The 19,968-nt window shown below is 72.7% G+C and carries 17 protein-coding genes; 6 read left to right on the top strand and 11 right to left on the bottom strand.

Going from position 1 to position 19,968, the window contains the following annotated elements; translation table 11 throughout:
* The first annotated feature begins 110 nt into the window (after window positions 1–110).
* Window positions 111–2,222, top strand: a complete 2,112-nt coding sequence (locus tag ACIQWA_RS15500) for a transglycosylase domain-containing protein (protein WP_402482498.1) — start codon at window positions 111–113, stop codon at window positions 2,220–2,222.
* Between the two features lie 84 nt (window positions 2,223–2,306).
* Here the strand turns inward: ACIQWA_RS15500 and ACIQWA_RS15495 are convergent, their stop codons facing one another.
* A complete protein-coding gene (locus ACIQWA_RS15495; RefSeq protein ID WP_402482495.1) occupies window positions 2,307–2,744 on the bottom strand; it encodes a nucleoside deaminase in 438 nt (145 codons plus the stop codon).
* On the bottom strand, window positions 2,741–3,556 hold the full coding sequence (locus ACIQWA_RS15490; protein ID WP_402482493.1) for an LLM class flavin-dependent oxidoreductase: 816 nt from the start codon (window positions 3,554–3,556) through the stop codon (window positions 2,741–2,743). The genes ACIQWA_RS15495 and ACIQWA_RS15490 overlap by 4 nt, the downstream gene beginning before the upstream one ends.
* Window positions 3,557–3,649: 93 nt before the next feature.
* Between ACIQWA_RS15490 and ACIQWA_RS15485 the strand changes: the two genes are divergently transcribed.
* Window positions 3,650–4,096 (top strand): Lrp/AsnC family transcriptional regulator, encoded by a 447-nt coding sequence (locus tag ACIQWA_RS15485; protein ID WP_402482490.1) that lies wholly within the window; start codon window positions 3,650–3,652, stop codon window positions 4,094–4,096.
* Window positions 4,097–4,131: 35 nt separating this feature from the next.
* Here the strand turns inward: ACIQWA_RS15485 and ACIQWA_RS15480 are convergent, their stop codons facing one another.
* The 3 genes from ACIQWA_RS15480 to ACIQWA_RS15470 all read right to left on the bottom strand — a co-directional run bounded on the left by ACIQWA_RS15480 (window position 4,132) and on the right by ACIQWA_RS15470 (window position 6,037).
* Window positions 4,132–4,890 (bottom strand): HAD family hydrolase, encoded by a 759-nt coding sequence (locus tag ACIQWA_RS15480; protein WP_360244438.1) that lies wholly within the window; start codon window positions 4,888–4,890, stop codon window positions 4,132–4,134.
* Between the two features lie 107 nt (window positions 4,891–4,997).
* Window positions 4,998–5,576, bottom strand: coding sequence for a dienelactone hydrolase family protein (locus ACIQWA_RS15475; protein ID WP_360244441.1), 579 nt, complete (start codon window positions 5,574–5,576; stop codon window positions 4,998–5,000).
* Window positions 5,577–5,659: 83 nt separating this feature from the next.
* Window positions 5,660–6,037 (bottom strand): ArsR/SmtB family transcription factor, encoded by a 378-nt coding sequence (locus ACIQWA_RS15470; protein ID WP_402483297.1) that lies wholly within the window; start codon window positions 6,035–6,037, stop codon window positions 5,660–5,662.
* A gap of 158 nt (window positions 6,038–6,195) precedes the next feature.
* Between ACIQWA_RS15470 and ACIQWA_RS15465 the strand changes: the two genes are divergently transcribed.
* Both ACIQWA_RS15465 and ACIQWA_RS15460 read left to right on the top strand, forming a co-directional pair.
* Window positions 6,196–7,464, top strand: a complete 1,269-nt coding sequence (locus tag ACIQWA_RS15465; protein ID WP_402482486.1) for an MFS transporter — start codon at window positions 6,196–6,198, stop codon at window positions 7,462–7,464.
* A gap of 107 nt (window positions 7,465–7,571) precedes the next feature.
* Window positions 7,572–8,189, top strand: coding sequence for a TetR family transcriptional regulator (locus tag ACIQWA_RS15460; RefSeq protein WP_402482483.1), 618 nt, complete (start codon window positions 7,572–7,574; stop codon window positions 8,187–8,189).
* Between the two features lie 54 nt (window positions 8,190–8,243).
* Here ACIQWA_RS15460 and ACIQWA_RS15455 read toward each other — a convergent pair whose 3' ends face one another.
* Both ACIQWA_RS15455 and ACIQWA_RS15450 read right to left on the bottom strand, forming a co-directional pair.
* Window positions 8,244–9,134: an ABC transporter permease gene (locus ACIQWA_RS15455; protein WP_402482480.1), complete on the bottom strand. Its 891-nt coding sequence runs from the start codon at window positions 9,132–9,134 to the stop codon at window positions 8,244–8,246.
* Window positions 9,131–12,004, bottom strand: a complete 2,874-nt coding sequence (locus ACIQWA_RS15450) for an alpha/beta fold hydrolase (RefSeq protein WP_402482478.1) — start codon at window positions 12,002–12,004, stop codon at window positions 9,131–9,133. The genes ACIQWA_RS15455 and ACIQWA_RS15450 overlap by 4 nt, the downstream gene beginning before the upstream one ends.
* Window positions 12,005–12,131: 127 nt before the next feature.
* Here ACIQWA_RS15450 and ACIQWA_RS15445 point away from each other — a divergent pair, with 127 nt between their 5' ends.
* The gene (locus ACIQWA_RS15445; protein WP_402482475.1) at window positions 12,132–13,151 is read left to right on the top strand and encodes a mechanosensitive ion channel family protein; all 1,020 of its coding nucleotides are present in this window, start codon (window positions 12,132–12,134) and stop codon (window positions 13,149–13,151) included.
* A 69-nt stretch (window positions 13,152–13,220) separates the two neighbouring features.
* On the opposite strand, the gene ACIQWA_RS15440 is transcribed toward ACIQWA_RS15445, so the two are convergent.
* The 4 genes from ACIQWA_RS15440 to ACIQWA_RS15425 all read right to left on the bottom strand — a co-directional run bounded on the left by ACIQWA_RS15440 (window position 13,221) and on the right by ACIQWA_RS15425 (window position 15,981).
* Window positions 13,221–13,688 (bottom strand): GNAT family N-acetyltransferase, encoded by a 468-nt coding sequence (locus ACIQWA_RS15440; RefSeq protein WP_402482473.1) that lies wholly within the window; start codon window positions 13,686–13,688, stop codon window positions 13,221–13,223.
* 1 nt (window position 13,689) lies between these two features.
* Entirely contained in the window at window positions 13,690–14,628 is a 939-nt protein-coding gene (locus ACIQWA_RS15435) for an RluA family pseudouridine synthase (RefSeq protein ID WP_402482470.1), read from the bottom strand.
* A 67-nt stretch (window positions 14,629–14,695) separates the two neighbouring features.
* Complete coding sequence (gene lspA / locus ACIQWA_RS15430; RefSeq protein ID WP_402483294.1) at window positions 14,696–15,367, bottom strand: signal peptidase II; 672 nt, start codon at window positions 15,365–15,367, stop codon at window positions 14,696–14,698.
* Between the two features lie 146 nt (window positions 15,368–15,513).
* Entirely contained in the window at window positions 15,514–15,981 is a 468-nt protein-coding gene (locus ACIQWA_RS15425) for a TraR/DksA family transcriptional regulator (RefSeq protein WP_360244465.1), read from the bottom strand.
* Between the two features lie 636 nt (window positions 15,982–16,617).
* Between ACIQWA_RS15425 and ileS the strand changes: the two genes are divergently transcribed.
* Entirely contained in the window at window positions 16,618–19,764 is a 3,147-nt protein-coding gene (ileS, locus tag ACIQWA_RS15420; protein WP_402482466.1) for an isoleucine--tRNA ligase, read from the top strand.
* Window positions 19,765–19,968: the final 204 nt, after the last annotated feature.

Below are 19,968 nucleotides of genomic sequence, written 5' to 3'. Positions count from 1 at the left end.
CGAAACTCCCGCCGATACGAAATTCCTCCGACCGTGCCGATACCGCCGATACCCGGCCGGCCGGCAGGTCGCCGCTCCGGCTGGCCCGTCTCGGTGCGACCTTCGTGGGTGTGAGCGTCGTGTCCGGCGTGCTGCTGGCGGGCCTGGTGCTGCCGGTCGCCGGAGGCGTCGGGCTGACCGCCAAGAGCACCGCGGAAGGCTTCGACGACATTCCCGACGACTTCAAGACCCCGCCGCTCACCCAGGCGACCCAGATCTTCGACGCCAAGGGCGGCCTGATCGCCAAGGTCTACGAGCGCGACCGCACCGTCCTCGCCGCCGACCAGATGTCGCCGTACATGCGGCACGCCCAGGTGGACATCGAGGACGCCCGCTTCTACGAGCACGGCGCCGTCGACCTCAAGGGCGTCCTGCGCGCGCTCGGCAAGAACGCGGAGAAGGGCACCGCCGCCGAGGGCGCCTCCACCCTCACCCAGCAGTACGTCAAGAACGTCAACGTGGAGAACGCCGGCGAGAACAAGGACGCGGTCAAGGAGGCGCAGCGCAAGACCCTGGGCCGCAAGATCCAGGAACTCAAGATCGCGATCAAGCTGGACGAGGAACTGCCGAAGGAGCAGATCCTCACCAACTACCTCAACATCACCTTCTACGGGAACGGCGCCTACGGCGTGGAGGCCGCCTCCCAGCGCTACTTCAGCAAGAGCAACAAGGACCTGACCGTCGCCGAGGCCGCCACCCTCGCCGGCCTGGTGCAGAACCCCTCCCAGTACGACCCGAAGCTCCACCCGGTGGCCGCGCAGAAGCGCCGGGACACCGTCATCGACAAGATGCTGGAGAACAAGCACATCACCGCCGACCAGGCGAAGGAGGCGAAGGCCGCCCCGCTGGGCCTCAAGTACAAGGACCCGCAGAACGGCTGCATCACCGCCAAGGCCGGCATGGGCTTCTTCTGCGACTACGTGCGCCACGTGGTCAAGCAGGACCCGGCCTTCGGCAAGACCGCCGAGGACCGGAAGAAGTTCTGGGACAAGGGCGGCCTGAACATCTACACCACGATGGACCCGGACAAGCAGGCCGCCGCCCAGAACGCGGTGAGCGACAACGTGAAGGTCACCGACACCGTCTCCGCCGCCGCCACCATGGTCGAGCCCGGGACGGGCAAGATCGTCGCCATGGCCCAGACCCGCCCGTACGGCCTGGACACGACCAAGAACCAGACCGTCGTCAACCTCAACGTCGACCAGGCGATGGGCGGCGGCAGCGGCTTCCAGCCCGGCTCCACGTTCAAGCCGATCGTCGCGGCCGCGGCCCTGGAGGCGGGCCTGCCACCGACCCAGGAGTACTCGGCGCCGAACAAGCTCGAGTACCCGACGATGAAGACCTGCGAGGGGACGTGGCGCAACGACGGCCACCCCAGGACGGTGGTGCCCAACGAGTCCGTGAACGAGAAGGGCCCGTACCAGCTCAAGATGGCGATGGCCCTCTCGGTCAACACCTACTTCGTGCAGATGGAGCAGGACATCGGCCTCTGCGCGGTCAAGCAGATGGCCAACAAGTTCGGCATCACCACCAAGGCCAGCGGCAAGCCGCTGGAGGAGGTCCCGGCGATGGCGCTGGGCGTCGAGGAGATGAGCCCGCTGACCATGGCGAACGTCTACGCGACCTTCGCCGCCGAGGGCACCCACTGCGACCCGGTCGCCATCACCAGGATCACCACGGTGGAGGGCAAGGACGTCCCCGCCCCGCCCGGCCACTGCGAGAAGGTGTTCTCCGACTCGACGGCCCGGGCGATGAACACCGTCCTGAACGGGGTGACCGAGAACAAGGGCACCGGTGCCGCGCTCAACCTGAAGGACGGCCGGCAGATCGCGGGCAAGACCGGCACCTCGGACCACAAGAAGGCCGCCTGGTTCAACGGTTACACCCCGCAGCTGGCCACCGCGGTCTGGCTGGGCGGCCCGGCCGGCGGCGTCGAGATGCGCAACATCACCATCAACGGCGACTTCCACACCGAGGTGTTCGGCGCCGACGGCCCGGGCCCGATCTGGCGGGACGCCATGAACGACGCCCTGCGCGGCACGCCCAAGCAGTCCCTCCCGATGGCCGACATCCCCGACCCGGCCCCGCCGAAGCCCGACCCGAGCAGCACCGGGACGGGCACGACCCCGCCGTCCGGCCCCCCGTCCGGCTCCCGGACCGGCGCCCCGTCCGACGACAACTGACCACTGCCGGCCGATCGCACCCCCACCCCCGGCGGCCCCTCACTCCCCGAGGGGCCGCCGGCTCGACCGGCCGGCGGCCCGCCCTCAGTCCCCCCGGTAGTACAGCTCGATCGGCACCCGCGCCTCCTCGAACAGCGCCGGCCCCTCCTGCGCCACCACCGGCCAGGCCCCGGACGCCGGATTGAGCTCCACCAACTGCTCGGTCGCGAGCGCGTACACGACCCGCCGGATCCCCGACCGGACCAGCGCCCCCGTGCACATCCCGCAGGGCTGGCAGCTGGTGTACATGGTGGTACGGGCGGCCGCCTCCTCGTCCAGCTCCCGGGCCGCCCACCGGGCGAGCTTCAACTCCGGGTGCGCCGTGATGTCGTCGTCCCGCCGGACGGTGTTGTGCGCCTCGGCGAGCACCGTCCCGTCCGGCCCGGCGAGCAGCGAGCCGTACGGTGCGTCGCCCGACTCCACGGCCCGGGCCGCGATTCCGATCGCGCGCCGCAGCAGCGCCTCGTCGGCAGTCGTGATCACGCCGTCCTCCTCCATGCCTCGGCCACGGCCGTCAGGGCGCGCCACGCCGTCTCGGGGTGGCGGGTCTCCTCCGGGTCCGCATGGTACGGGTCCAACACCACGGCCTCCGCGCCGAGTCGGCGCAGTTCCCGCAGGTCGTCGACGACCTGGGCCAGGCTGCCGACCCCGGCGGGCCGGTCCGGGTCGTCGAGCGGCCCGTCGGTCAGCCGCAGCGCGATCCGCGGGGCGAAGCCCGGCAGTTGGTGGCGGGTCACCACCGACCGCATCCGGGCCAGCGGCAGCCGCAGCGGGTGCCAGGCGTCGCCGAGCTCGGTCACCCGACGGATCGCCGCCTCGCTGTGGCCGCCGACCCAGACCGGGGCGGCGGCGCCCTCCCCCTGCTTCGCCCACGCGTCCCGCACCGCCCACAGGTACTCGTCCGTGAGCCGCCCCCGCGCCCCGAACGGCACCCCGAGCGCCTCGAACTCCTGCCGCGCCCAGCCGACTCCGACGCCGAGCACGAAGCGCCCGCCGCTGAGCCGGTGCAGGCTGGTGGCCATCCGGGCCACCAGCAGCGGGTGCCGGTACGGCATCACCAGGACGGTGGTGCCCAGCCGCATCCGCCCGTCGCTCACCCCCGCCAGCCAGGACAGCGTGGCGAAGGGGTCGTAGAAGGGCTCCGGGTAGCGTTCGGCCACGTCCGCCGTCACGGCGACGTGGTCCGACACCATCAGCAGGTCGAACCCGAGGCCCTCCACCACCCGCGCCCAGTCGCGCAGCATGCCGGGGTCGGTCCCCGGCCCGAAGTTCGGTACGTTGACGCCTAGTTGCATGCCATGAGGCTATTCCCGGCCGCATCCGGCGGGGAACCCGATGATCACGGTAGAACCGGCCTCCGGCCGCGAATCCCCCGGTAAAATCGCGGAATGGCCGTGAACCTCGACGACACCGACTGGGCGATCATCGACCAGCTCCAGCAGGAGGCCCGGATCTCGCTCAGCGAGCTGGGCCGCCGGGTCAACCTCAGCCCGTCCGCCACCACCGAGCGGGTGCGGAACCTGGAGTCGCTGGGTGTGATCACCGGCTACCACGCCAGCGTCGACCTCTCCAAGGTCGGCTACCCGGTGCTCGCCGTGGTCCGCCTCAAGTACCCGGGCAACCGCCACCAGCCGCTGCACCACCTGCTCTCGGAGCGCCGCGAGATCCTGGAGTGCCTGCGCACCACCGGCGACGACTGCTACACCCTCAAGGTGGCCGCGACCTCCATGGAACACCTGGAGACCCTGATCGACGCGCTGGCCGGCTTCGGCTCCACCACCACCAGCGTCGTCTACAGCCAGACCCTCCCCCGCCGCGGCCCGGCCCGCCCCTGACCGCACCCGCCCGTAACCGCACCCGCGGCGAACGGTCAGCCGACCGCCACCCGGCCGATCTCCGCCGCCACCGCCGCCGGCTCGGCGGGGACCGTCACCTGCGCGACCCCGTCCAGCCCGGCGTGCGCACCGACCCGTACGGACCGCTCCGCGTTCCGCAGCAGGTCGAGGTCGTTGATGTCGTTGCCGAAGGCGACGTACTCCGCGATCCCCAGCGACCGCAGCGCCTCCCACTTGTTCGTCGCCCCCGGCGCGAAGTCGATGATCGCCTCGTCCAGGTGGTGGTTGACGGTCAGTCCGAGCCCCCGGCCGACCTCGGCCAGCCCGGCCGGGTCGGCGCCGCCGACGACCAGGAACTTGACCACCTCGGGCAGTTCGGCCAGCTCGACCCGCCGGGCCAGCCCGCCCTGGTCCACCCGGCCGCGGATCGGGTGGTCCGCCGGCCCGGTGTACGCGTAGTCCCAGGGCCCGTCCGCGAGGTACGTCGCCCCGTGCCGCCCGACCGCCTCCATCAGCGCCCCGAACCCGGCGGCCCGGAACGCGGCCCGGGCCTCCACCCGCCCGTCGACGGACACCAGGCTGCCGTTCCCGCCGATCAGCACCGCACCGGGGAACGCCCCGCCGAGCACCGGCAGCAGGTCCCGCACCGGTCGCGCGGAGGCGAACACCAGCCGGAACCCGGCCCGCTCGCACTCCCCGATCGCGTCCAGGATGCGCCGGTCGATCGTCCGCCCGTCGAAGCAGAGCGTGCCGTCTATGTCGAAAACCACCGTGCGGGAGCGAAGTTCAGCCATTACCGGATGATATCCACCGGACGGATCGTGGCCGCACCGCCACCGGAGCCCGGGCGCCCCCGGCCGTCCGCGACCGTCCGTCCGCGACCGGCCGTCGCCAACCGGCGCTACGCCTCCAGGTCCGCCAGGAAGTCCAGCGCCGCCGCCCAGGCCCGCTCGGCGGCCTCCGCGTCGTAGTCGTCCAGGTCCGGGTCGGTGAACTGGTGCCCGGCACCCTGGTAGCGGTGCACCTCGACCTCCGCGCCCGCCCGCAGCATCCGCAGGTACCAGGCGTTCAGCCAGTCCTCCGGCTCGAACGGGTCCGGCTCCGCCATGTGCAGCTGGACGGGGACGGAGGTCACCGCGTCCTCGCGCAGGTCCGAGGTGCCGTGCAGGAGCAGCAGCCCGCGCGCCTTCTCGTCGGCCAGCGCCAGGTTCTGCGCGATCGCGCCGCCGAGCGAGAACCCGGCGTACACCAGCCCGCCCTCGGAGAGCGGGGCGGAGGCCGCGACCGCGCGCCGGAGCAGTTCGTCGCCGCCGCCGATCTCCTCCTGGTACGCCTGGGAGGCCTCGTTGTCGTCGAAGGTGCGCCCTTCGAACAGGTCCGGCGTGTGCACGGTGTGCCCGGCGGCGCGCAGCCGGTCGGCGGCGGCCCGTACGGCCGGGCTCAGGCCGTGGGCGGAGTGGAAGAGGACGATCTGGGCCACGGTTCGGGTCCTTCGACGAACGAGTTCAGGGATACCCACCCATGATCCCGCACCCGGCGGCGAACCCCTCACCACGAGGCCCGTCAGCCCTGCGGGCTCCAGGCCGCCACCAGCGCGAGCAGCCCCGGGAAGCGGGCGTCGAGGTCCTCGACCCGCACATGGCTGCGCCGCTCCAGCCCGTACTGCCGCTGGCGCGTGACCCCCGCCTCGCGCAGCGCCTTGAAGTGGTGGGTGAGCGAGGACTTGGGCCGGTCGAGGCCGAACCAGCCGCAGGAGTGGTCGTAGTCCTCGGACTCCAGCAGGAGCTTGCGCACGATCGTCAGCCGCAACGGGTCGCTGAGCGCGCCCAGGACGGTCTCCAACCGCAGCTCGTCGCGGCCCGGCTCGGGCAGCGGTTCGGGCAGGCCGGACGGCTCGGGGAGCACCTTGACGGCGGGTGCGGCAGCGGCGCTCGTCGGCATCGGCACGGTCCTCAACTCCTCAACTCCTCGACTCCACCGGCCCGACGGCCCGCGAGGCGATCCCGGATTTCAGTACGACTCCAATCGTACTGGATGCTAAGTTCGACTCAACTCGTACAGCTGCGGAGCCCCGCAGCCCGCCTCGGGAGGGACCCGTCATGCCCGCAACCAGGACCACCCCGGCCGCCACCACCCCGACCCCGGAGGCCACCGCCCCGACCCCACCCGCCACCACCCCGACCCCAACCGCCCCCCGATGGTGGATCTGGCTCGCCGCCTGGCCGGTCACCGCCGTCTTCGTCCTGTCCAACGCCGCCACCCCGCTGTACGCGCTGTGGCAGCACGACATCGGCTTCTCCAAGGGCACCCTCACCGTGGTGTTCGCGTGCTACATCGCCGGCCTGATCGGCTCGCTGCTGGTCTCCGGCGTGCTCTCCGACCGGATCGGCCGCAAGCCCGTCCTGCTGCCCGCCCTGGCCCTCGCCCTCGCCGCCTGCCTGGTCTTCGGCACCGCCACCAGCGTCGCCGCACTGATCGTGGCGCGGCTGTTCACCGGCATCGCGGTCGGCGCCGTCGTCTCGGCCGGAATGGCCGCGGTGACCGACGTCGCCGGGCCGGAGCGCAGGCGGACGGCCGCCCTGCTCGCCTCCTGCGCGATGGTCTTCGGCGCCGGACTCGGCCCGCTGCTCGCCGGCCTGCTCTCCGAGCTGGCCCCCGCGCCGACCGGCACCGTCTTCGCGGTCGAGGCCGTGCTGCTGGCCGCCGCGGTGCTGGTCGTGCTGCGGATGCCGGTGCCCCGCCCGGAGTCCCGCGGCCACGGCCCCTGGATCCGGGTGCCCGGGGTCCCTCGCGGCAACGGCCGCCGACTCGCCCTCGGCATCGCGGTGTTCGCGCCGGGCATCACCGCGACCTCGTTCGTGCTCTCACTGGGCCCCTCGCTGCTGTCCGACCTGCTCGGCAGCACCAACCGGATCGTCGCCGGGGCGATGGCCTTCGTGATGTTCCTCGCCGCGACCGGGGTGCAGTTCGCCGTCCAGCGGCTGCGCCGTCGCGGCATCCTGACGGCCGGTGCGGCGGCGACCGCACTGGGCATGGCCGCCCTGGTCACCGCCGTGCACACCGGGAGCCCGGCGGCGCTGCTCCTCGCCGCCCTGCTGGCCGGCGCCGGCCAGGGCGCGGGCCAGCTCGGCGGCCTGTCACTGCTGAACAGCGGGGTTGCGCCGCAGCGCCTCGCCGAGGCCAACGCCGCGCTCAACGTGGGCGGTTACCTCCCGGCCGGCCTGCTGCCCGTCTCGGCCGGCTTCCTCAGCGACGCGGTGGGCCTGACCACCGGCGCCACGGTCTTCGGCGCCGTCCTGCTGGGCCTGGCCGTCCTCGGCGGCCTGCTGGTCCTCGCCACCGGGCGCGGGGTGACCGACCCGGCCTGACGGTCCGGGAGGCACTCCCGGAGCACCCCCTCCCATGGAGGAAGCTTTGCAACAACATTCCATCCCGATGGTATGTATGGGCTGTCGCGACGAGGGAGGGCAGTGGCATGGCACAGCAGGAACGGGCGCGCCGCACAAGGGAGAAGGTCCTGACGGCGGCGGCCGAGATCTTCGCCGCCCAGGGCTACGAGAGCACCACGCTGAACACCGTGGCCGACCGCATCGGCATGACCAAGGGCGCGCTCTACGGCCACTTCCCCTCGAAGGCCTCGCTGGCCCGGGCCCTGATCCAGGAGTCCCGGAGCACCTGGGCGAGCCTGCGGACCGAGTACGACACCCCGGGCGCCGACCCCGCCGGGGCCCTCGAAGGCATCATGGTCGCCCTCGCCGACCGGCTGCGCTCCGACCTCCGGCTGCGCGCCGCGCTCCGGCTCGCCGCGGACTGCCCCGACCTGGCGAACTCCCCCGACGACGTCCTCGCCGAGATGCACGTCTCGCTGACCGACCTGGTCCGCCGGGCCCAGCGGGACAGCGGCTTCCCCGCCCACAGTGCTTCCCTGGTGGCCGAGTTGCTGCTGACCGTGATCCGCGGACTGCTGAACACCCGTACGGAGGGCGCCGAAGGGGACGTGACCGGCACCCGCACCCCCGGCGGGGAGCCGCTGTGGCGCCTCCTCTTCGACGCCCTGTCCGGCACCCCGGCCCCCGCGCTCCCCTGCCCCTGACGCCCCGAACCCCGACACCCGGCTGAACCGAACGCCCCACCGGCCGAACCCCCGCTACGACACCACGTCCTTGCGGGCGAACCCCCGGAACGCCAGCGCCAACAGCATCACCGCGTACGACAGCGACAACGACACCCCCTGCACCATGCCGCCCCACTCCAACTGCGGCTGCAGGGCGTCCGCCCAGGCGTACTGCCAGTGCGCCGGCAGCCACTCCCGCAGGTCGCCCAGGGCCGTGACGGCGTCCAGCACCCCGGTGATGATCGACAGGAACACCGCCCCGCCGACCGCCCCCAGCGGCGCGTCCGTCGCCGTCGACAGCCAGAACGCCAGCGCCGCGATCACCAGCTCGCTCAGGAACACGAACGCCACCGCGATCGCGATCCGGGGCAGTGCCTCCCCGGCCGGCAGGCTGGCCCCGGCGGGCAGCTTGAGGTCCCCCCACCCGTACGCCACCGTGCCCACGACCAGTCCGATCGCGGGCAGCATGACGATCGCGACCGCCGAGAACGCCAGCCCGACCGCGAACTTGCGCACCAGCAGCCGCGCCCGCGGCACCGGCGCGGCCAGCAGGTAGCGCAGCGAGGACCAGCTGGCCTCGGAGGCCACGGTGTCCCCGCAGAACAGCGCGACGGGGATCACCAGCATGAAGCCGGTGCCGACGAACAGCATGGTGACGGCGAAGTTGGCGCCCGAGGCGGTGGCCAGGTCGATGAAGGTGGTCCGGTCGGGGCGCCCTGGGGTGCCGCCGATCTGGAACGCCGCCAGGATGACGAACGGCATCGCGGCCAGCACCCCGCCGATCACCATCGTGCGGCGCCGGCGCAGCTGCCGCATCGCCTCGACCCGCAGCGGCAGGGTCCGGCTCGCCCGGTACCCCTGCGCATGGTCCGTCGGGACGGGCCCGGGCCCGGCCGGGACCCGATCCGTAGTACCGGCGCTCACGCCGCACCTCCGATCAACGACAGGAACGCGTCCTCCAGGCGCCGCTGCGGTCCGGCGCTCTCCACCGGCACCCCCAGCCGCACCAGCTCCGCCAGCAGCTCGCTCGCCGCGAGCCCGTCCAGCCGGACCAGCAGCCCGCCCGCGACGGCCTCCGCCGAGCCGACCCCGGCCAGGGCTCCCACCTTCTCGACCACCGACTCCGGGTCGCAGCCCGCGGCCACGCCGATCATCAGCAGCTCACCCGCGCCGATGATCTCGCCGACCGGCCCGGCCGTGACCAGCCGCCCGCGGTCCATCACCACCAGGTCGGTGCAGCTCTGCTCGACCTCGGCCAGCAGGTGGCTGGACACGATGACGGTCCGGCCGGCGGCCGCGTACCGGATCATCACCTCGCGCATCTCCCGGATCTGCGGCGGGTCCAGCCCGTTGGTCGGCTCGTCCAGGATCAGCAGGTCCGGCATCCCGAGCATCGCCTGCGCGATGGCGAGCCGCTGGCGCATGCCCTGGGAGTACGTCCGCACCGCGCGGTCCAGCGCCTCGCCGAGCCCGGCGATCGCCAGCGCCTCGTCGAAGCGGGCGTCGGCCTCCGGGCGCCCGGTGGCCTGCCAGTACAGCCGCAGGTTGGCCCGCCCGGTGAGGTGCGGCAGGAAGCCCGCGCCCTCCACGAAGGCGCCGACCCGCGAGAGCACCGGCGCCCCGGGGCGGATCAGGTGCCCGAAAACCCGGACTTCCCCGGCGTCGGGCCGGATCAGTCCCATCAGCATGCGCAGCGTGGTGGTCTTGCCCGCCCCGTTCGGACCGAGCAGGCCGAGCACCTGGCCCTGCTCCACCCGGAAGCCCAACTCCCGCACCGCGTAACGGTCCTGGGAGCCCTTGTAGCGCTTGCTCAGGCCGCTGATGCGCAGCGGCACCCCGGCCAGCTCCGGATCGAACTCCGGCCCCGACGGCCCAGACGACCCAGACGGCCCCGACGACCCCGACGGCCGACCGGCCGCCAGGCGCCGCCGCAGCAACGGCACCAGCACCAGCCCGGCGGCCACCACCACGGCGACCACCGGCAGCAGCCAGGTCCGCGCGGGCAACGGCGCCGCCTCGGTGACCAACTCCTCGACGGTCGGCGCGGCGAGCGCCCCGGCCACCGCCACCCGGTAGGTCGCCGGTTCGACCGGCGAGGCGTACGCCAGGTCGGTGGCCGCCAGCACCAGCCGCAGCCGGTGCCCGGCCGGGAAGTCGTGGTCCACCGTGGGCAGTTGGACGGTCACCGTCCTCCCGCCGTCCGCGTCCGCGCCGGTCACCCGCAGCGGGGCCGCCAACTGCTGCGGCAGCACCGCCTTGCCGTCCGGCCCGACGTCGTACAGCTTGGCGAACAGCACCGCGTCCGGCCGGTCGGCCTTCACCCGCACCGGTACGGTCGGCTGCCCGGTCAGGTGCAGCGACTTCTCCAGCGGCGCGGATTCGAAGGCGGCGTTCTGCCCGGGGAAGTCCAGTGAGAGCCCGGCCCCGAGCGAGGCCGCCTGGCTCAGCGCGCCGATCCCCGGCAGCGTCGAGATTCCCGGCGGCGCCCCGCCGGGCGGGTTGGCGACGGGCTTCTCCCCGCCGGTCAGCTCGACGGAGCGGGTGCCCGTCCCGCCGAGCCCCGGGTACCGGTCGGCGTCGGCGCCGCGCAGCACGGCCTGGAAGCCGGTCGAGTCGACCCCGCCGGTCCGGGTCACCCGGAACTGCGGCCCGGTGTCGTTGCCGCGCCCCTTGAGGTAGTGGTCGAACCAGGCGGTGACCCGGTCGTCCACCCGGGCGCTGGTGTCCGTCCCACCGTCGTGCCCGCCCGCGAACCAGTCCACCGAGACGGGCGCGCCGTTGGCGGCGACGGCCCGGGCGATCCGGTCGCCCTGGTCGAGCGGGAACAGCGAGTCCTGCTGCCCCTGCACCACCAGGGTGGGGGCCTTGAGCTGCGCCGCCACCGAGGACGGGCTGGACCTGTCCAGCAGCGCGACGGCCTCCGGATCGGCGTGCCCGGCGGTCGCCACCCGGTCGTACATCTGGCAGAGCGAGTCCAGGAACCGCCCGCAGCCCACCTGCCCGTCGGCCGGGGCAGCCCCCGGGGCGGCAGGCCCAGCCCCGTCCCCGCTCCCACTCCCACTCCCGGTGCTGGCCCCACTGCGCGGCGCACCGCCCGAGGGCCCGAGGTCCCCGGCCGAGCCGGTGGTGAAGAAGATCCCGGCCCACAGCTTCTTGAACACGCCGTCCGCCGCGCCCGAGCCCTGCACTCCCTGGGGGAACAGCGCGTCGGCCAGGTTCCACCAGGTGATCTGGGTGGCCACCGCGTCGATCCGGTGGTCGTAGGCCGAGGCCAGCAGCGAGATCGCCCCGCCGTACGAGGCCCCGGTGATCCCGACCCTGGGGTCGCCGGGCCCGTCCAGCTTCACCTCGGGCCGCTGGGCGAGCCAGTCCACCAGGTGCTTGACGTCCTCGACCTCCCGGTCGGGCGCGTTCAGCCCGATCTTCCCGCCGGAGTGCCCGAAACCGCGCGCGGACCAGGTCAGCACCGCGTAGCCCTGCCGGGCCAGCTGCTGGGCGCGGTCCCGTTCGCCCTCCTTGGAGCCGCCGAAGCCGTGCGCGAGCAGGACGGCGGGTCGCGGGGCGCTGCCGGTGGTGAAGAAGGAGGTGTCCAACTGGACCTGCTGGGTGCTGCCGGGCGTCTCCGGCATGCTGAGGAAACGATCCTCTTCACGGACCGACTGCTCGCCGTCGGACGCCACCGCCACCGTGCCCACCCCGGCGACCGCCACCAGGGCCACCACCCCGGCGAGCAGCCTGCGCCGCACCGACGTTCCCCGTCCGCGCCATCGACGCCATGCCCCACCGAGCTCCATGGGGGCTGATCGTATCCGCCGCCGGGGTAGGCGCCCGATAAAGCCACCACCCCTTTTCGTCCGGTTCCACCCGCTAAACGCCGGTATCGTACGGCTCACCCGCCTCTCCCCCATCGAGAAGGTCCCCGTGCTCTGGCCGCTGATCACCCTGCTCGCCACCGTCGCCGCCACCCTCGCGGTCGGCTGGACCGTCGACCAGGCCCTCCAGCGGATCAGCGCCGGCCACCCGGAGGCCCCGGTCTGGGCACTGCTCCGCCGCTGCCGGATCCCGCTCCAACTCGCCGTCGTCTCAGCCCTGTTGCTCGCCGCCAACCCGCTGAGACGGATCTTCCACCGAACCGCGGACGAGGGCTCCCGCCACCTGCTCCTGCTGCTCCTGATCGCCTCCCTCGGCTGGCTCACCGTCCGGGTGGCGGCCGCCGCCCTGGAGGCGCTGCTCCGCCGGTACGAGACGGTCTCCGACGACCCGGCCCGGGTGCAGCGGGTGCGCACCCAGATCGGCATGCTGCGCCGGGTGGTCAGCGCGGTGATCGTCGTGGTCACCCTCGCCGTGATGCTGCTGACCTTCTCCGCGATGCGCACCGTCGGCGCCAGCCTGCTCGCCTCGGCCGGCCTGATCGGCATCGTGGCCGGCATCGCCGCCCAGAGCACCCTGGGCAACTTCTTCGCCGGCCTGCAGATCGCCTTCGGCGACACCGTCCGGATCGGCGACACCGTGGTGGTGGACGGCCAGCAGGGCACCGTCGAGGAGATCACCCTCTCCTACCTGGTGGTCCGGCTCTGGGACTACCGCCGACTGGTCGTCCCGGTCTCCTACTTCGTCAACAAGCCCTTCGAGAACTGGACCCGCCGCGACCCCGGCCTGCTCGCCGCCGTCCTGCTCCACCTCGACCACACCACCCGGGTCGACGAGCTCCGCGCCACCCTGCACACCCTGCTGGAGCAGCACCCCCGCTGGGACGGCGAGGAGTGGGCCCTCGTCGTCACCGACACCACCCCCAGCACCATCCTCGTCCGCGCCACCATGACCGCCCGCACCCCCGACGACGCCGCCCAACTCCGCTTCGACATCCGCGAACAGCTCATCGCCCACCTGCGCGACGAGCACCCCCACGCCCTCCCCCGCCTCCGCACCACCCCCGACTGACCCCGCACGCCCTCCAAACACGAAATCCCCGCGCCCCTCTCGGGACACGGGGATTCGCACCAACCGCCGTTAGATCGCCTTCGTCATCGTCCGGTGCGGAATCCCGGCGTCCTGGTACACCGGCCCCTCCGCCGCGTACCCCAGCCGCTCGTAGAACCCGAGCGCCTGCACCTGCGCGTGCAGCTCGACCTCGACGGCCCCGCGCTCACGCCCGGCCGCCTCGATCGCCCGGACGAGGTCCGCCCCGAGCCCCGTCCCCCGCGCCGCCGCCACCACCGCGAGCCGCCCGAGCAGCACCCGGCCCTCGACACCCCCGGTCAGCTCCAGCGCCTCGGCACCGAAGATCAGCCGCCCGGTCCCGAGCCCGGCCCCGTCCGCGCCCACGGCCAGCACGTGCACCGAGGTCGCGTCGTACGCGTCGTACTCCAGCTCCTCCGGCACGTTCTGCTCGACCACGAACACCTCGCGCCGGATCGCCCGGACCAGCTCCAGGTCCGCCTCGCCCTCGGCGACCCGGACCCGCACCGAGTCGGTCATCTCAGCTCTCCGCCGCGATGATGTCCAGCGCCTTCTGCAGGTCGGCCGGGTACTCGCTGCTGAAGTCGACCCACTGCCCGTCCGAGGGGTGCTCGAAGCCGAGCGAGACGGCGTGCAGCCACTGCCGGGTCAGCCCCAGCCGCTTGGCCAGCGTCGGGTCGGCGCCGTACGTCAGGTCGCCGACGCACGGGTGGCGCAGCGCCGACATGTGGACGCGGATCTGGTGGGTGCGGCCGGTCTCCAGCTTGATCGCCATCAGGGAGGCCGCCCGGTACGCCTCGATCAGGTCGTAGTGGGTGACGGACGGCTTGCCGTCGCGGGTCACCGCCCACTTCCAGTCCGAGCTGGGGTGGCGCCCGATCGGCGCGTCGACGGTGCCGCTCAGCGGGTCCGGGTGGCCCTGGACCAGCGTGTGGTAGCGCTTGTCGGTGATCCGGTCGTGGAACTGCCGCTTGAGGTCGGTGTAGGCCCGCTCGGACTTGGCGACGACCATCAGGCCCGAGGTGCCGACGTCCAGCCGGTGCACGATGCCCTGGCGCTCGGCGGCGCCGGAGGTGGAGATCCGGTAGCCGGCCGCGGCGAGTCCGCCGATGACGGTGGGGCCGGTCCAGCCGGGGCTCGGGTGCGCGGCGACGCCGACCGGCTTGTCGATCAGCACGATGTCGTCGTCGTCGTGGACGATCCGCATGCCCTCGACCGGCTCGGCGACGATCTGCACCGGGGCGGCGGGGGCGGGGATCTCGACCTCCAGCCAGGAACCGGCGGTCACCCGGTCCGACTTGCCGGCCACGGCGCCGTCGAGCGTCACCTTGCCGTCGGCGGCCAGCTCCGCGGCCTTGGTCCGGGAGAAGCCGAACATCCGGGCGAGGGCGGCGTCGAGACGCTCGCCCTCCAGGCCGTCGGGAACGGGGAGGCTGCGGATCTGCGCTGCGGTACTCACCCGTACGAGTATGCCGGAAACCCGCCGCGCCCCTTCCCGCTCGCTGCTCCGGGCAGCGGCCGGAGGGCTACTTGCCGCTCTTCTCCGCCTGCTGGTGGACGGTCCCGTCCGGGTTGCTGCCGCGGAAGGAGAGCAGCACCACGAGGATGCCGCCGCAGACGATCGCCGAGTCGGCGAGGTTGAAGACCGCGAAGTGCTGGACCGAGATGAAGTCCACGACGTGGCCGCGGAAGACGCCCGGCGCGCGGAACAGCCGGTCGGTGAGGTTGCCGAGGGCGCCGCCGAGCAGCAGCCCGAGCGCGATCGCCCACGGGAGGCTGTACAGCCGGCGGGCGATCCGCCAGATCACCACGATGACGGCGGAGGCGATCATGGTGAAGACCACGGTCAGCGCCTGGCCCATGCCGAAGGCGGCGCCGGAGTTGCGGATCACCTGGAGGGTGACGACGTCACCGACCACCTTGATCGCCGCGTGGTTCTCCAGCTTGGCGACGACCAGCAGCTTGCTGGCCAGGTCGATCAGGAACGCGAGGACGGCGACGACCAGCAGCACCCCGATCCGGCGCGGGCCCTTGGGCTTCTCCACCGCCGTGGCACCACCGGCGACGGCGGTGTCACCGCCGGGAGCCGACTCGCCGCCCGCGGGCCCGCTGGACTCGGCCACGGCCACCTCCACGCCATCGGCGGGGTTCGGGACGGCCTCGTCCCGGGTCTGGGGGGAACCTTGCGTACTGATGATCCGCTCCGCTGCCGATGTGAGCCGACGAGGGCCTGAACGCGTCCGTACCGACGGGTCAGGCGAGGTTACGGGGTCGAGCGTACGGCAAGCCCGACCCCCCGCGTCGCCCCGGTCGCCCGGCCCGCCGGTCCGGTCGGCGGACTTCCTCAGCGGCGTTCCTGCTTGGCCTTGCACTGCACGCAGAGCGTGGCCCGGGGGAAGGCCTGCATCCGGGCCTTGCCGATGGCCTGCCCGCAGGACTCGCAGGTGCCGAAGCCGACGCCCTCCAGCCGCTCCAGCGCGCGCTCGGTCTGGGCGAGGCTGTCCCGCGCGTTGTTGGCGAGCGCCAGCTCGCTCTCCCGCGAGATGTTCTTCGTACCGGCGTCCACCTGGTCGTCGCCCGCTCCGTCGTTGGAGTCGCGCATCAGGCCGGCGATGGCGGCGTCGGCGGCGTCGATCTCGCCGCGCAGCCGCTCCAGGTCGTTGATCAGCTCGTCGTGCAGTTCGTGGACCTCCTCCGAGGTCCAGGGGTCCTCTCCGGGCCGGACGGGCAGCGTGGCCGGGTCGACCGCCTCCGCGCCGCGCGGCACGGTGACGGTGTCGGTGCTGGTGTTCTGAGGTGCGGTAGTGGTCACGGTCCCCTCCCCTGGATCGGCCGCCACGGCCTTGCGTGCCCGCTTGGTGGCGGTACCCGCGCCGGTTGCTTTCTCAGCCATGGCTTCGACCCCATCTACGAACGAATCGAGCCGCCGGTTCCCGGCGGCTTCCAGTGCCGGAACGATAATCCCGATCAAAACCGGTCACAACATGACATACCGGCGCCTCAGGATGATCCCACCCAGGCAGCCGCCCCAGCCGCCACGCCCCGCGCGCTGACAGACTTGTGCCCACCTCACCCCCGCCTAACCGCCCCCGCCGACCAGCCCGGATGGGGCCCCCGGCACCCACTCCCCCGAATCCCTTTGGACAAACCGTCTCGCCCGGCCGATACACTGGCCCTGCAAGGCGCAGATGGGACGAGTACCGACGTACGCAGCCACCAGCGACCCGGGGACGGTGCGAGCCCGGGGGTGTGCACGGCGGGAAGATCACCCCGGAGCCGCCGGAAGAACGGCCGCCACCCAGCGGCCCACTAGACCCGGCAGCAACCCCAAACAAGAGGGCCGCACCGCACCACCGCGGCCAAGGAGGGTGGTACCGCGGGTCGGCGAAGGCCGTCTCGTCCCTCCGGAGGATTCAGTCCCAGCATCCGCCGGAGGTAGACACCCGCGATGAGCTCCTACAACCCCGTCCCCGCACAGGTCGATCTCCCCGCCCTCGAACACCAGATCCTCTCGTTCTGGCAGGACAACAAGGTCTTCCAGCGCAGCCTGGAGCAGTCCGAGGGGCGCCCCGAGTGGGTGTTCTACGAGGGTCCGCCGACCGCCAACGGCATGCCCGGGGCCCACCACATCGAGGCCCGCGTCTTCAAGGACGTCTTCCCCCGGTACCGGACCATGAAGGGCTACCACGTCGCCCGCAAGGCCGGCTGGGACTGCCACGGCCTCCCGGTCGAGCTGGCCGTCGAGAAGGAGCTCGGCTTCTCCGGCAAGCAGGACATCGAGGCCTACGGCATCGCCGAGTTCAACGCCAAGTGCCGCGACTCGGTGACCCGCCACACCGACGCCTTCGCCGAGCTGACCACCCGCATGGGGTACTGGGTCGACCTCGACGAGGCCTACCGGACGATGGACCCCTCCTACGTCCAGTCCGTCTGGTGGTCGCTCAAGCAGATCTTCGACAAGGGCCTGCTCGTCCAGGACCACCGCGTCGCCCCCTGGTGCCCCCGCTGCGGCACCGGCCTGTCCGACCACGAACTGGCCCAGGGCTACGAGACCGTCGTCGACCCCTCGGTGTTCGTCCGCTTCCCGCTGACCAGCGGCCCCCTCGCCGGCCGGGCCGCCCTGCTGGTCTGGACCACCACCCCGTGGACCCTGGTCTCCAACACCGCCGCCGCCGTCCACCCGGAGGTCACCTACGTGGTGGCCACCGACGGCACGGAGAACCTGGTCGTCGCCGAGCCGCTGCTCGCCAAGGCCCTCGGCGAGGGCTGGGAGACCACCGGCGAGTCCTTCACCGGTGCCGAGATGGAGCGCTGGGCCTACCGCCGCCCCTTCGACCTGGTCGAGATCGAGGACGCCCACTACGTCCTCAACGCCGACTACGTCACCACCGAGGACGGCACCGGCATCGTCCACCAGTCCCCCGCCTTCGGCGCGGACGACCTCGCGACCTGCCGCAAGTACGGCCTGCCGGTGGTCAACCCGGTGCTGGCCGACGGCACCTTCGCCCCCGAGGTCCCGCTGGTCGGCGGCCAGTTCTTCAAGAAGGCCGACGAGGCCCTGGTCGCGGACCTCAAGGAGCGCGGCCTGCTCTTCCGCCACCTGCCGTACGAGCACAGCTACCCGCACTGCTGGCGCTGCCACACCGCGCTGCTCTACTACGCGCAGCCGTCCTGGTACATCCGGACCACCGCCGTCAAGGACGCGCTGATCCGCGAGAACGAGGCCACCAACTGGTTCCCGGAGACGGTCAAGCACGGCCGCTTCGGCGACTGGCTGAACAACAACATCGACTGGGCGCTCAGCCGCAACCGCTACTGGGGCACCCCGCTGCCGATCTGGCGCTGCGAGGAGGGCCACCTCACCTGCGTCGGCTCGCTGGCCGAACTGTCCGAGCTCACCGGCACCGACCAGAGCGGCCTCGACCCGCACCGCCCGTACATCGACGCGGTCACCTTCGCCTGCCGCGACTGCGGCGGCACCGCGACCCGCGTGCCCGAGGTCATCGACGCCTGGTACGACTCGGGCTCGATGCCCTTCGCCCAGTACGGCTACCCGTACCAGAACAAGGAACTGTTCGAGAAGCGCTACCCGGCGCAGTTCATCTCCGAGGCGATCGACCAGACCCGCGGCTGGTTCTACACGCTGATGGCGGTCGGCACCCTGGTGTTCGACAAGAACAGCTACGAGAACGTCGTCTGCCTGGGCCACATCCTGGCCGAGGACGGCCGCAAGATGTCCAAGCACCTGGGCAACATCCTGCAGCCGATCCCGCTGATGGACCAGCACGGCGCCGACGCCGTCCGCTGGTTCATGGCGGCCGGCGGCTCGCCCTGGTCGGCCCGCCGGGTCGGCCACGGCACCATCCAGGAGGTGGTCCGCAAGACCCTTCTCACCTACTGGAACACCGTCGCCTTCCAGGCCCTGTACGCCCGCACCTCCAACTGGGCGCCCTCCGCGGCCGACCCGGCCCCGGCCGACCGCCCGCAGCTGGACCGCTGGGTGCTCTCCGAGCTGAACACCCTGGTCCGCGAGGTCGACGCGGCCTTCGAGGCCTACGACACCCAGCGGGCCGGCAAGCTGCTCTCCGGCTTCGTCGACGACCTCTCCAACTGGTACGTCCGCCGCGGCCGCCGCCGCTTCTGGCAGGGCGACGCCGCCGCGCTCGCCACCCTGCACGAGGCGCTGGAGACGGTCACCCGCCTGATGGCCCCGCTCACCCCCTTCATCACCGAACGGGTCTGGCAGGACCTCGTCGTCCCCACCGACCCCCAGGCCCCCTCCTCCGTCCACCTGGCCACCTGGCCCGAGGCCGACGAGACCCTGATCGACGCCGACCTCTCCCGCCACATGGCCCTGGTCCGCCGCCTGGTCGAACTCGGCCGGGCCACCCGCGCCGAGTCCGGCGTGAAGACCCGTCAGCCGCTCTCCCGCGCGCTGGTCGCCGCCCAGGGCTGGGAGGAGCTGCCCGCCGACCTGCGCGCGCAGATCGCCGAGGAGCTCAACGTCGCCACCCTCGAATCCCTCACTGGGTTGTCCCCGTCCGGGGCGGGCGGCGTCTCACTCGTCGACACCACCGCCAAGGCCAACTTCCGCGCCCTGGGCAAGCGTTTCGGCAAGGGTGTGCAGGACGTCGCCAAGGCGGTCGCCGCCACCGACGCCGCCCGCCTCGCCGCCGAACTGCGCGCCACCGGCGAGACCAGCGTCGACCTGAACGGTGAGCCGATCACCCTCTCCCCCGACGAGGTCATCATCACCGAGACCCCCCGCGAGGGCTGGGCCGTAGCCAACGAGTCCGGCGCCACCGTCGCCCTCGACCTGGCCATCACCCCCGAACTCAAGCGCCTCGGCATCGCCCGCGACGCCATCCGCCAGATCCAGGAGGCCCGCAAGAACTCCGGCCTGGACGTCGCCGACCGCATCATCCTCCGCTGGCGCGCCACCTCCGAAGAAACCGCCGAAGCCATCGCCGAACACGGCCCCCTCGTCGCCGACGAGGTCCTCGCCACCGACTTCGCCGCCGGCGCAGCCGACTGGACCTCCGACACCTTCACCGACGACTCCCTCGGCCTCGCCTTCCAACTCCGCAAGGCCTGACCCCCACCCCCGCGGCCCCCGGCACCCCGCCGGGGGCCGTAGGCATTCCCCCACCCACCCCCACCAACCCACCCACCCCCACCCCCACCACCCCCCACCCCCTCCCCCACCCCAGGCGAGAGGGACGCGCTGCGGGAGGGGGCGGTGGAGGGGGTGGGTGCGGAGAGGGGCGTGACGGGTGATTTTCAGACCGCCAACGGCGCC

Origin of the sequence: Kitasatospora sp. NPDC098652 (genome assembly GCF_044760155.1) — a bacterium.
Classification (GTDB): domain Bacteria; phylum Actinomycetota; class Actinomycetes; order Streptomycetales; family Streptomycetaceae; genus Kitasatospora.
This window is presented reverse-complemented; position numbering and strand designations above follow the sequence as displayed.